This is a genomic window from Pseudomonas sp. I2 (assembly GCF_040984075.1).
In the GTDB taxonomy this organism is placed as follows: domain Bacteria; phylum Pseudomonadota; class Gammaproteobacteria; order Pseudomonadales; family Pseudomonadaceae; genus Aquipseudomonas; species Aquipseudomonas guariconensis_B.
The window spans coordinates 107,690-119,036 of the sequence record NZ_JBCGFQ010000010.1 but is presented as its reverse complement, the minus strand read 5'-3'; the positions used below and the strand labels follow the sequence as shown (position 1 = coordinate 119,036).

Below are 11,347 nucleotides of genomic sequence, written 5' to 3'. Positions count from 1 at the left end.
ACCGCTACCGGGGCGTGTTCGGCCTGCGCGAGGTGGTGTTCGTCAACGAGGCGGACATCCGCCGCCTGGGCTTCGAGCCTGGCGAGCACGTGGACATGGTGTCGCTGTGGGAGGACGGGCGCGAGCGGCGGGTGTCGGGTTTCCGCCTGGTGCCCTACGACCTGCCCGAGGGCCAGGCCGCGGCGTACTACCCGGAGACCAACCCGCTGGTGCCGTTGGAGAGCTATGGCGAGGGGACCTACACGCCGACCTCCAAGTTCGTGGCGATCAAGCTGGAGAAGGCGCAGGCGGGGAACCGGATCGAGGCGGCGATCGCCGTGGAGTGAGAGCGTGGGCTGGCGGATCAGCCAAGTGGTGCTTTGAAGCCTGGGCTGCCAAGCGGCCCTCGTGTCACCGATGCACCGGATACGCCGTGGTGTACTTCATCTGCTCCATGGCAAAGCTGGACGTGATGTTCGACAGCCCGTCGGTGCTGGTGATCAGCTTCTTGTAGAAGCGGTCGTAGGCGGCGATGTCGCCCACCACTACCCGCAGCATGTAGTCCCAGTCCCCGGACATGCGGTAGACCTCCATCACCTCCTCGAAACCGGTCACCGTCGTGGCGAACTGCTCGAGCCAGGCACTGTCGTGGCGCTGGGTCTTGAGCTGGACGAACACCGTCAGGCCCAGGCCCAGGCGCTCGGGGTCGAGCAGGGCGACGCGGCGGCGAATATAGCCCTCGTCTTCCAGGCGCTTGACCCGCTTCCAGCAAGGGGTTGTGGACAGGTTGACGGCTTCGGCCAGGTCCTTGAGGGACATCGAGGCATCGCGCTGGAGCAGGGTGAGGATGTGCTGGTCGAAACTGTCCATGTCGGTGAAGGGCTCGATGGAGAAAAAGGTTCTCCAGATTAGCCCAGTTGCAGAAACAAGAGAACGCTTGTGTGTCGCCAGTGACATGTTCGTTCCCCATGCAACGAGGATGAGGGCGGATATGCGATAGTGGCGCCTTTCAACCTGCCTCGTTCCCAGTCAATGGACCCGATCATGTCCGACAAGCCACGCAATTTCGCCACCCGTACCCTCCATGCCGGCGAGCAGTTCGGCGTCGCCGACAATGCCATCTTCCCGGCCATCGTCACCGCCAGCTCGTTCATCAAGCGCAGCCTGGACGACAACCCCGAGTACGCCTACAGCCGCGTCGGCAACCCGACCCGGCATGCCTACGAGACCTGCGTCGCGGCCCTGGAGGAGGGTGTCGGCGCGGTGGCCACCGCTTCGGGCGTGGGCGCCACGGCCACCGTGCTGGAGCTGCTGCCCAAGGATGCCCACGTGGTGGTGATGAACGGCGTCTACGGCGGTACTTTCCGCCTGCTGGAAGACTACCGCAGCCACACCTCGGGCCTGACCACCACCTACGTCGACCTCAACGACCTGCAGGCCGTGGCCGCGGCGATCCGCCCCGAGACCCGGCTGATCTGGATCGAGTCGCCGACCAACCCGTTGCTGCACCTGGTGGACATCCAGGCCATCTGCGCCCTGGCCCGCGAGCACGGCATCCTCACCTGCATCGACAACACCTTCTGCTCGCCCTGGAACCAGCGGCCGATCACCCTCGGCGTGGACCTGGTGATGCACTCGGCGAGCAAGTACATCGGTGGCCATTCCGACCTCATCGGTGGCGTGGTGGTGGCGGGCAACGACGCGCTGCTGGCGCGGCTGCGCAAGATCAGCATGGCCGTTGGCGCGATCCAGGGGCCGTTCGACTGCTACCTGGCCCTGCGCGGCCTCAAGACCCTCGACGTGCGCATGGAGCGCCAGTGCGCCAACGCCCTGCGCGTGGCGCGCTTTCTCGAAGGGCATGCGCAGGTCGAGCAGGTCTACTACCCGGAGCTGGAGAGCCATCCGCAGCACGCGCTGTGCAAGCGCCAGATGCGCAGCGGCGGGGCGGTGGTGGCGATGAAGGTCAAGGGCGGCCGGGCGGCGGTCGAGCGGCTGGTCGAGGCGCTGTCGATCTTCGTCCTGGCCGACTCGCTGGGGGGCGTGGAGAGCATGATCAACCACTCCTGGAGCATGTCGCACAACTCCCTGAGCCCGGAGCAGAAGGAGGCGATGGGGATCGGCGAGAACCTGCTGCGGTTGTCGGTGGGGATCGAGGATCATCGCGACTTGATCGATGACCTGGACACTGCGCTGAAGGCTTCGGCGGCGGTATAGATGCCTGGGGCTGCAACGCAGCCCCAATGCCACTTGACTGGCCGGCCCGCGAAGGGGCGGTGGGACGGGTCAGGATTTGGGCGGATGGATGATCCGTTCGATCTTGTCCTTGATCAACAACCGCTCCTTGCGCAAGCGGTTGACCGCATCGTCGGAAGTACCGTTGCCTTCGGCGGCCACCACTTCCTTGTCCTTGGCGTTGTACTCCTTGTGCAGTTGATGCAGCGTCTGGTCCTTGTCGATGAGCGCCTGGAAATCTTCAGCGCAAATGTGCAGGTCAGCGAGCAGATCATGCGGGACTGGCATTTCTTCACCTCGGGTCAGGGGTTGGCGAAAAGTCCTGAACCTTGAGGATAGTCGTCTTTGCGCAGGTCAGGGACTGGGGTAGGCTGTCGCACTCCCTCCCGTGACCCGGAACCCGCGCCATGCCTCATCTGAACCTGGAATACAGCGACAACCTGGGCGAGCTGAACGTCGACCTGCTGCTCATGCGCCTGAACCATGCCCTGGTCGGCAGCGGCCAGTTCGCCGACGAGCTGGACATCAAGAGCCGCGCCCAGGCTTGCGCCCAGTACCGGGTAGGCACCGCACCGGGCGAGCGGGCCTTCGCCCACGTACGCCTGGCGATCCTCAGCGGGCGTTCACCGCAGGTGAAGAAGCAGCTGTCCGGCAGCCTGCTGGAGGTGCTGCGCGAGGCGATCCCGACCAGGGCCGGGCTGGATATCCAGCTGTGCGTGGAAGTGCTGGACATCGACCGCGAACCCTACGCCAAGCTGCACCTGCCCGGCTGAGCGACTGCGCCGATCGCCCGCCAGGTTTCACCCCCAGGCCCCGCGCCGTATATACTGCGCGCCAATGTTTGTGGGAGAGCCTCGTGGCCATCGAAATACACTGGATCCGTGACGACCAGACCCTGGCCGAACACTGCCGGGCCTGGCGCGAACTGCCTTTCGTAGCGCTCGACACCGAATTCATGCGGGTCGACACCTTCTATCCCAAGGCCGGCCTGATCCAGGTCGGCGACGGTCAGCGGGCCTTCCTGATCGACCCCTTGCTGATCGGCGACTGGCAACCGCTGGCCGGGCTGCTCGAGGACAATGGCGTGGTCAAGGTCCTGCATGCCTGCAGCGAGGACCTGGAAGTGCTCCTGCGCCTGACCGGCAAGCTGCCGCAACCGTTGTTCGACACCCAGCTGGCCGCCGGCTACCTGAACATCGGTTTTTCCATGGGCTATTCGCGGCTGGTGCAGGAGGTCCTGGGGATCGACCTGCCCAAGGGCGAGACCCGCTCGGACTGGTTGCAGCGGCCGTTGTCCGAGACCCAGGTCAGCTATGCCGCCGAGGACGCCGTGCACCTGGCCGAGCTGTTCACCGCCCTGCGCCCGCGGCTGTCGGACGACAAGTACGCCTGGGTGCTGGAGGACGGCGCCGAGCTGGTCGCCCAATTGCGCCGGGAGGTCGAGCCCGAGGCCCTGTACCGCGACGTCAAGCTGGCCTGGAAGCTGTCGCGCCAGCAGCTGGCGGTGCTGCGCGAACTGTGCGCCTGGCGTGAGCGCCAGGCCCGTGGCCGCGACCTGCCGCGCAACCGCATCCTGCGCGAACACGCGCTCTGGCCCATGGCCAGGCACCAGCCGGACAGCCTGTCGGCCCTGGCGAAGATCGACGACATGCACCCGCGCACCATCCGCCAGGACGGCGAGTTCCTCCTCGAGCTGATCAAGCGCGCCGCCAGCCTGCCCGAGGCGCAGTGGCCGCCCGCGTTGCCCGAGCCGCTGCCGATCGAGGCCGCCGCTATCCTCAAGCGCCTGCGTGGGGTTGGCCAGGCCGAAGGCGAGCGCCTGGGCATCGCCCCGGAGCTGATGCTGCGCAAGAAGACCCTGGAGGCCTTGCTCAAGAGTGGCTTCCCCAACGGCCCCTATCAACTGCCCGATTCGCTGCGCGGCTGGCGTCGCGAGCGCATGGGCCAGGCCCTGCTGGACAGCCTGGCAGGTGCCGGAGAATCCTGATGAAACGTATCTGTTCGATCTACAAGAGCCCACGCAAGAACGAGATGTACCTCTACGTGCTCAAGGCCGATGGCCTGGAGCGTGTGCCGGAGGGCCTGCTGCCGTTCTTCGGTACCCCGGTGCACGCCTTCGACCTGGTGCTCACCCCCGAGCGCAAGCTGGCCCGCGAGGACATCGCCAAGGTCTTGGAGAACCTCGACAACCAGGGCTACCACCTGCAGATGCCGCCGCCCGAGGACGACTACATCGAGCACCTGCCCGAAGAACTGCTGCGCCGCAACGACCCAGCCTGATTCCGGGCCGTTCGCCTCACCCTGCCAAGCGGTCCGTCTGCCGGGCCGCCTTCGTTGTTGTCTGCCAAGGTTTTCGACATGCGCGTTCTGATCGCTGAACAGGATCATGCCCACTATGCCCGCCTGCTGGGCGAGGCGGCACCAGACCTGGAGGTACTGACCAGCGGCGACGCCGCCGAACTGGCACGCCAGGCAGCCGAATGCACGGTATGGCTGGGCCAGCCTGACCTGCTGGCCAGCCTCCTGCGCCAGGGCCACAGGCCACGCTGGGTGCAATCGACCTGGGCGGGGGTTACCCCGCTGCTGGCCGAGGGGTTGCCCCGCGACTACCGTCTGACCCGTGCCGTGGGCATCTTCGGCCAGGTCATGGCCGAGTACATGCTGACCTACATGCTCGGCCACGAGCGCGACGTACTGGCGCGGCTGGCCAGCCAGGCCGAGCGGCGCTGGGACGACCGCCCCGGGCGCAGCCTGGAAGGGCGGCGGGTGCTGGTCGTGGGTACCGGCGACATCGGCCAGCGGGTCGCGGAACTGCTCGCGCCGTTCGGGGTGTCCCTGCATGGCATCGCCAGCAGTGCCCGCCAGCAGGCGCCGTTCGTCGAGGTAGCTGGCCTGGACGCGTTGCCGCGGTTGGTGGAGCAGGCCGACTACGTGCTCAACCTGCTGCCGGACACCCCGCAGACCCATGATTTGTACGATGCGGCGCTGTTCCGGCGCTTCAAGCCCAGCGCGTTGTTCATCAATGCCGGGCGCGGCGTGGCGGTGGTCGATGACGACTTGGTCGAAGCCTTGAAGCAGGGCCACCTGGCCGGCGCGGTAATCGACGTCTGCCGCCAGGAGCCCTTGCCCCGGAGCCACCCGTTCTGGACCGCCTGGGGCCTGCTGCTGACCGGCCACAGCTCGGCCCCCACCTCGCCGACGGCGATGGTGCGGTTGTTCGTCGAGAACGTGCGGGCGTACCAGGCGGGCCGGGCATTGCGGGGAGAGGTGGATTTCGGGCGGGGGTATTGAGCGGCAAGCTTCAAGCTGCAAGAGAGATCGTGCCGAGCTTTCGATCTTGGATCATGCCCCGGTCCAGAGGCGACATCGATCTTCTTGCAGCTTGAGGCTTGCAGTTTGCCGCTTAGAGAAGGTTGAAATCGCCTTCGGCGGCCAGTTCGCTCAGGGGGCGGCGAGGGCTGGGGACTTCGCGGGCTTGCAGGCCTTCGGCGAGGGTTGCCTTGTCGCCCAGCTTGCCGATCGCCACCATCGCATGCAGGGCGTAGCCCTCGGGGATCTTCAGTGCCTGACGCGCCAGCGCCTGGTCGAAGCCGGCCATGCCGTGGGTGTGCCAGCCGCTGATGCTGGCCTGCAGGGCCAGGTGGCCCCAGGCCGAGCCGGTGTCGAAGGTGTGCCACAGCGCCGGGGTTTGCTCGCTGGCGCCCGGGGCGGTGAAGGTCGTCTTGGACATGATCAGCACCAGCGCCGAGGCGTGCTGGGCCCAGCTGCGGTTGAATTCGTTGAGGATGCCCAGGTAGCGCTCCCAGTTCGGCGTGTCGCGGCGGGCATAGAGGAAGCGCCAGGGTTGCGAGTTGTAGGCCGAAGGTGCCCAGCGCGCGGCTTCCAGGAAGCCCAGCAGGGTTTCCTGGCTGATCGGCTCGGCGGTGAATGCCCGTGGCGACCAGCGGTTGATGAACTGCTCGTTGATGGCGTAGTCGGCAATGCGCGGGTTGACGCTCATGGGTCGCTCCTGCAAGGGAAGGGAAAGCGCGCACGCTACTGCGTCCGCTCGCCGCTGACAAGCGGTCTGGCATTGACCGGGGACAGGCTCTAGACTGGCGCCGCCGTGGCAGATGCCAGCAGCAAGCATCGAGCTGCACGCCACCAGAGAAGTCGTTACGCGCCCGCGCTTGCTTGACGCTCGTCGCTGGCCTTATGCAGGAAACCTGTGATGATCGCTGACAACGCGCCCTTCTGGCGGCGCAAGACCCTCGAGCAACTCGATCCCCGGGAATGGGAGTCGCTCTGCGACGGCTGCGGCCTGTGCTGCCTGCAGAAGCTCGAGGACGAGGACGACAACAGCGTCTACTACACGCGCATTGCCTGCAAGCTGCTGGACCTCGACACCTGCCAGTGCAGCGACTACCCCAACCGTTTCGCCCAGGTGCCGGACTGCATCCAGCTCACCCCCGGCAAGGCCGACCAGTTCAAGTGGCTGCCGACCACCTGTGGTTATCGCCTGGTCAGCGAAGGCAAGGACCTGCCGACCTGGCATCATCTGGTTTGCGGTGATCGCAAACAAGTGCATGAGCAGCGTATTTCCCAGTCGGGGCGTATGCTCAGCGAGAACGACGTGGACGAAGACGACTGGGAAGACCACCTGATCTTTCGCGCCGGTTGAGCTGCCTGGGCCTGTCGCGTCTGGGAAAAAGGAGTTTCTGTATGCGTCGCCACCTCTTGTTGGTCCTGGGCCTGACGGCCTGCTTCCCCGTCTGGGCGCGCAAGGTCGACCTGGATTACCAGGTACGCCTGCTGCCCCAGAGCGGCCAGGCCGAGGTGCGCCTGGTCCTGGCCGATGGCAGCGCGGTGCGCAGCCTGGATTTCGACCTGGGCAAGGGCGGCGTCTACAGCGGCTTCCTGGCCGATGGCCAATGGCAGGTGCAGGCGCAACGGGGGATCTGGCACCCGGCCCCGGGCAAGGCCAGCCTCAGTTACCGCGTGCAACTGGACCAGAAGCCCCAGGGCGTTACCTATGAAAGCCGCATCACCCCGCGCTGGGCGCTGTTTCGCGGCGACCAGTTGGTGCCAGCGGCGCGCCTCGACCAGCAGGATGGCACCGAGCTGGTGGCGCGCCTGGCGTTCGAGCTGCCCGAGGGCTGGAAGAGCGTCGAGACTGCCTGGCCGCGTATCGGCAAGCACAAGTTTCGCGTCGACAATGTCTCGCGCCTGTTCGACCGCCCCACTGGCTGGATGCTGGCCGGCAACCTCGGCAGCCGCCGTGCCCGCCTGGGCGAGACGGAGGTGACCGTGGCCGCGCCGCAAGGGCAGGGCATGCGGCGCATGGACACCCTGACCCTGCTGACGTTCGTCTGGCCCCAGTTGCAAGCGGTGTTTCCGCGCAACCCGCCCAAGCTGCTGCTGGTTGGTGCGCGTGACGAGATGTGGCGCGGGGTCCTGGGTGGGCACAACTCCCTGTACGTGCACAGCAGCCGTCCGTTGATCGGCGAGAGCGGCACCAGCCCTTTGCTGCGCGAGCTGGTGCAGTTGTTCGCCCAGGTCAATGACCGGGATGGCAGCGACTGGCTGGGCGAAAGCCTGGCCGACTACTACGCCACCGAGCTGTTGCGTCGTGCCGGCGGCATGGGCGACGACCGCTACCAGGCCCTGCAGGCGCGCCTGCACCAGCAGGGCGCCAAGGTCACCCGCCTGCGTGGCGACAAGGCCGACGCCGCCCAGGTGGCCCGCGGCGTGCTGTTGCTCCAGGCGCTGGACCGCGAGATCCGCCTGCATACCCATGACAAGCGCTCGCTGGATGACGTCACCCAGGCGCTGATGCGGTTGTCCAGCGTCAGCAACGAGGAGTTCGTGCAGATCAGCGAGAGCGTGCTCGGGCGGCGCTCCGAGGTGTTGCAGAGCAAGCTGTTGCGCTAGCGCGCGAAAAGGCTGGCCCCAACATCACCGGTGCATGGCAAGGGCTACGCCCTCGTTCGCGGGCAAGCCCGCTCCCACAGGGGCCGCGTAAAGCCACTATCAGTTCTCTGCGTGACAGCGCAGCCCAAAGGCTGGGTAATCTCCCACAGGGGGCCCGTAGCTCTTTCGGTCTCTGTTCTCTGCGCGACAGCGTAGCCCGAAGGGCTGGGTGATCTCCCAGAATCACGCCGTGCTTGAAGTCAGCGCTGGGGCGGGCTTGCCCGCGAATGGGGCTGGCCAGGCAAAACAGCGCTCAAGGCTTCGCCACCGTCTGCGCCGCCGTCTCTGCCCGGGCCTCGATCGCCTTCAGCTCTGCCGCACTGCGCTCGATGTCGTCGCGCAGGCGGTGATATTCCGCCCGCTGCCGCTGCCACCAGGCCTTGGTCGAGCAGTGCCCGCTGATGCCCCGGGCCAGGGCCATGCCACCCACTGCGACCTGCAACAAGCCAAGCAGGCCGCCATGACGCAGCCCCTTGCTGATCATCAGGGCACCGCCGGCCAGGGAGCTGGCGCGTTCCCAACCATGGACATTGTGGTCGCGCGACAGGCTTGGCGAATGGATATCGAGCATGGAAAGGCCTCCTCCAAGGGTTGGTATGCAGCTGACCCTGGTGAAAATCCCCCGTTCCTTCCATGTGCCGGACGGGCCTTGGGGTGTACGAAAAATGATCGATCTCAGGGCGATTCGTCATGTCTGGATGACTTTCCTGTCGTATCTGGGCATGCATCTCGCGACAGCCTCTGGGCCGCTGTGCTCAAATAGCCAGATGCTACTGAAGCCCTTGTTTCATGCGGGTTCCAGGGCATAAGCCGTTCATCGAAAAAGCTGTAGACATATTGTCTAACGCCCCCCTATATTCGTTATACAAACTGTAGACACAGAGCCATGACAACAAAGAAGGCCACCATGAAAGCCACCGCCAACCTCCAACCGATCAGTGCCGAAGCGCCCCAGGACCGCAAGGTCGTCCTGGCCGACGCCTTGCGGCGGCGGATCCTCAGCATGGAGCTCGCGCCCGGGGCGGTGGTGGACGAACTGGCCTTGTGCGACGAATTCGGCCTGTCGCGTCCGCCGGTGCGTGAACTGCTGCGCCAGATCGCCGCCGAGGGCTACATCGAGCTGGAAGCCAACCGCGCACCACGGGTGGCGGCGATGAACCACGAGTCGCTGCACAGCTTCTTCCTCGCCGCACCGCTGATCTACGTGGCCACCACCCAGCTGGCCGCGCTCCATGCGAGCGCGGCCGAGGTCGAGGTACTCAAGGGCATCCAGGCGCTGTTCCGCAAGGCCATCGAGGAGCGGGACGTGGAAAACCGCGTGCTCTACAACGATGCCTTCCACCTGGAGATCGGCAAGATGGCGCACAACGACTACCTGCTGCCGAGCCTGCGTCGGATCCTCATCGACCATACGCGCCTGGGCAAGATCTTCTACCGCCACCCCACCACTGACGACATGCAACGCGACCTGGAGCTGGCCTGCGACCAGCACGACCAGGTCATCGAGGCGATCGAGCGGCGGGACACGGAGACCGCCGGGCGGGTGATTCGCGCACACATGGAGCTGTCGCGCCGGCGCATGGCCGAATACGCCGCGCCACAGGGGATGGACGTGCCCTTGGCGCTGTGAGGTCCAGTCACCGCCATGGCGGTGATCGCAAGTCAACAACAATACCCAGGTTCATGAGATGACAAGAATAACTTCGTTGCCTGCCGATGATGCCTCCTGTGGCTGGTACCACCTGAGCAAGCCCCGGCAGCCCCGTCCGGCCCACAGTGGCAACAGCAAGGCCCGTTGGGTCGTGGTCGGCGCCGGCTTCACCGGCCTGGCCGCGGCGCGCCAGCTGGCAACGAACTTCCCCGATGACCAGGTCGTGCTGATCGAGGCCCAGGAAGTGGGCTTCGGCACCTCCGGGCGCAACGCCGGTTTCGCCATCGACTTGCCCCATGACATCGGCGCCGAGGACTACATCGGCGACATCGACATCGCCAAGACCGTCCTCAAGCTGAACCTGGGGGGCCAGTCGTTTCTCAAGGAACTGGTCGAACGCTACGACATCGATTGCCAGTTCACCCACTGCGGCAAGTACCAGGCCGCCGTCGAGGACCGTGGCATCGCCGTGCTGGACGCCTACCGCCGTGGCCTGGACAAGCTGGGCCAGCCCTACGAGATGATCGACGGCCGCGACCTGCCCGAGCACATCGGCACGCATTTCTACCGCAAGGGCCTGTTCACTCCCGGCACCGCGCTGATCCAGCCGTCCGCCTTGGTCAAGGGCCTGGCCGACAGCCTGCCGGCCAACGTCTCGCTCTACGAGCACACGCCGATCACCGACGTGGAGTACGGCGACAAGGTGGTGCTGCGCCACGCCAACGGCTCGATCACTGCCGACAACCTGGTGCTGACCACCAATGCCTTCGGCATGAGCTTTGGCTTTCTCAAGGGCCGCATGCTGCCGGTGTTCACCTATGGCAGCCTGACCCGCCCGCTGACCGAACAAGAGCAGGCACGCCTGGGTGGCAAGCCATACTGGGGCGTGATTCCGGCGGATCCGTTCGGCACCACCTTGCGCCGCACGCCCGACAACCGCCTGCTGATCCGCAACAGCTTCAGCTACAACCCGGACGGGCGTGCCAACCGCAAGTACCTGGAGCGCTTCGTCCACCGCCACCGTGCTTCGTTCGAACGGCGCTTCCCGATGTTGCCCGGGGTGGACTTCGAATACACCTGGGGCGGTGCCCTGGCCCTGTCGCGCAATCACATGGGCTTCTTCGGCAAGTTGGCGCCGAATGTATACGGCGCATTGTGCTGCAACGGCCTGGGCGTGACGCGCGGCACCGTCACCGGGAAACTGCTGGCCGACTGGCTGGCGGGCGAGCGAAACGAGTTGATCGATTTTCTCCTGAACGCCCCTGGGCCTTGTGCGAATCCACCGCAGCCCTTGGTTTCCCTGGGCCTGAACCTGAACCTGATGTGGGGGCAGTACCGCGCCGGAAAAGAAAGCTGATGGCTCGCTAGGTTAACGAATCGCGTGTAATCCGCCGGGCGCAGTGTGCCCGGCACGGGCGCCCCTTGCCCGAAATCCACGGTCGAGATGTGCAGTTCGATCAAACGGGACTGAATGCTGTTTTCGGTTTCGCGGATTCGCTCGTCCTGAACAAAGCGCAATACAGAAGTAACAGGAAC

General features: G+C 65.8%; 13 protein-coding genes and 1 pseudogene. 10 read left to right on the top strand and 4 right to left on the bottom strand.

What is annotated here, in order from left to right:
• A pseudogene (locus WCE05_RS07530) lies at window positions 1–326 on the top strand (CbbBc protein); the annotation flags it as partial.
• Window positions 327–390: 64 nt separating this feature from the next.
• On the opposite strand, the gene WCE05_RS07525 reads toward WCE05_RS07530, so the two are convergent.
• Window positions 391–849, bottom strand: coding sequence for an Lrp/AsnC family transcriptional regulator (locus WCE05_RS07525; RefSeq protein WP_225790935.1), 459 nt, complete (start codon window positions 847–849; stop codon window positions 391–393).
• A 162-nt stretch (window positions 850–1,011) separates the two neighbouring features.
• On the opposite strand from WCE05_RS07525, the gene WCE05_RS07520 reads away from it, so the two are divergent.
• Entirely contained in the window at window positions 1,012–2,193 is a 1,182-nt protein-coding gene (locus tag WCE05_RS07520) for a PLP-dependent aspartate aminotransferase family protein (RefSeq protein WP_225790936.1), read from the top strand.
• A gap of 69 nt (window positions 2,194–2,262) precedes the next feature.
• Here the strand turns inward: WCE05_RS07520 and WCE05_RS07515 are convergent, their stop codons facing one another.
• Entirely contained in the window at window positions 2,263–2,499 is a 237-nt protein-coding gene (locus WCE05_RS07515) for a YdcH family protein (protein ID WP_225790937.1), read from the bottom strand.
• A gap of 119 nt (window positions 2,500–2,618) precedes the next feature.
• Between WCE05_RS07515 and WCE05_RS07510 the strand changes: the two genes are divergently transcribed.
• The 4 genes from WCE05_RS07510 to WCE05_RS07495 all read left to right on the top strand — a co-directional run bounded on the left by WCE05_RS07510 (window position 2,619) and on the right by WCE05_RS07495 (window position 5,502).
• Window positions 2,619–2,984 carry a 5-carboxymethyl-2-hydroxymuconate Delta-isomerase gene (locus WCE05_RS07510; protein WP_368815674.1) on the top strand — a complete coding sequence of 122 codons (366 nt, stop codon included), beginning with the start codon at window positions 2,619–2,621 and terminating at the stop codon, window positions 2,982–2,984.
• Window positions 2,985–3,067: 83 nt separating this feature from the next.
• Window positions 3,068–4,198, top strand: a complete 1,131-nt coding sequence (rnd, locus tag WCE05_RS07505) for a ribonuclease D (protein WP_225790939.1) — start codon at window positions 3,068–3,070, stop codon at window positions 4,196–4,198.
• Window positions 4,198–4,491, top strand: a complete 294-nt coding sequence (locus tag WCE05_RS07500; RefSeq protein ID WP_015271354.1) for a YcgL domain-containing protein — start codon at window positions 4,198–4,200, stop codon at window positions 4,489–4,491. The genes rnd and WCE05_RS07500 overlap by 1 nt, the downstream gene beginning before the upstream one ends.
• Window positions 4,492–4,569: 78 nt before the next feature.
• Window positions 4,570–5,502, top strand: coding sequence for a D-2-hydroxyacid dehydrogenase (locus WCE05_RS07495; protein ID WP_368815673.1), 933 nt, complete (start codon window positions 4,570–4,572; stop codon window positions 5,500–5,502).
• Window positions 5,503–5,614: 112 nt separating this feature from the next.
• On the opposite strand, the gene WCE05_RS07490 is transcribed toward WCE05_RS07495, so the two are convergent.
• On the bottom strand, window positions 5,615–6,211 hold the full coding sequence (locus tag WCE05_RS07490) for a nitroreductase family protein (RefSeq protein WP_368815672.1): 597 nt from the start codon (window positions 6,209–6,211) through the stop codon (window positions 5,615–5,617).
• A gap of 210 nt (window positions 6,212–6,421) precedes the next feature.
• Between WCE05_RS07490 and WCE05_RS07485 the strand changes: the two genes are divergently transcribed.
• Both WCE05_RS07485 and WCE05_RS07480 read left to right on the top strand, forming a co-directional pair.
• Window positions 6,422–6,871: a YcgN family cysteine cluster protein gene (locus WCE05_RS07485; RefSeq protein ID WP_225790942.1), complete on the top strand. Its 450-nt coding sequence runs from the start codon at window positions 6,422–6,424 to the stop codon at window positions 6,869–6,871.
• Window positions 6,872–6,912: 41 nt separating this feature from the next.
• Window positions 6,913–8,121: a hypothetical protein gene (locus WCE05_RS07480; RefSeq protein WP_368815671.1), complete on the top strand. Its 1,209-nt coding sequence runs from the start codon at window positions 6,913–6,915 to the stop codon at window positions 8,119–8,121.
• A 292-nt stretch (window positions 8,122–8,413) separates the two neighbouring features.
• Here the strand turns inward: WCE05_RS07480 and WCE05_RS07475 are convergent, their stop codons facing one another.
• Complete coding sequence (locus WCE05_RS07475; protein ID WP_253081676.1) at window positions 8,414–8,731, bottom strand: YgaP-like transmembrane domain; 318 nt, start codon at window positions 8,729–8,731, stop codon at window positions 8,414–8,416.
• A gap of 336 nt (window positions 8,732–9,067) precedes the next feature.
• Here WCE05_RS07475 and WCE05_RS07470 point away from each other — a divergent pair, with 336 nt between their 5' ends.
• A complete protein-coding gene (locus WCE05_RS07470; RefSeq protein WP_253081675.1) occupies window positions 9,068–9,790 on the top strand; it encodes a GntR family transcriptional regulator in 723 nt (240 codons plus the stop codon).
• A 58-nt stretch (window positions 9,791–9,848) separates the two neighbouring features.
• Window positions 9,849–11,168 (top strand): FAD-binding oxidoreductase, encoded by a 1,320-nt coding sequence (locus WCE05_RS07465; protein WP_253081674.1) that lies wholly within the window; start codon window positions 9,849–9,851, stop codon window positions 11,166–11,168.
• Window positions 11,169–11,347 lie beyond the last annotated feature (179 nt).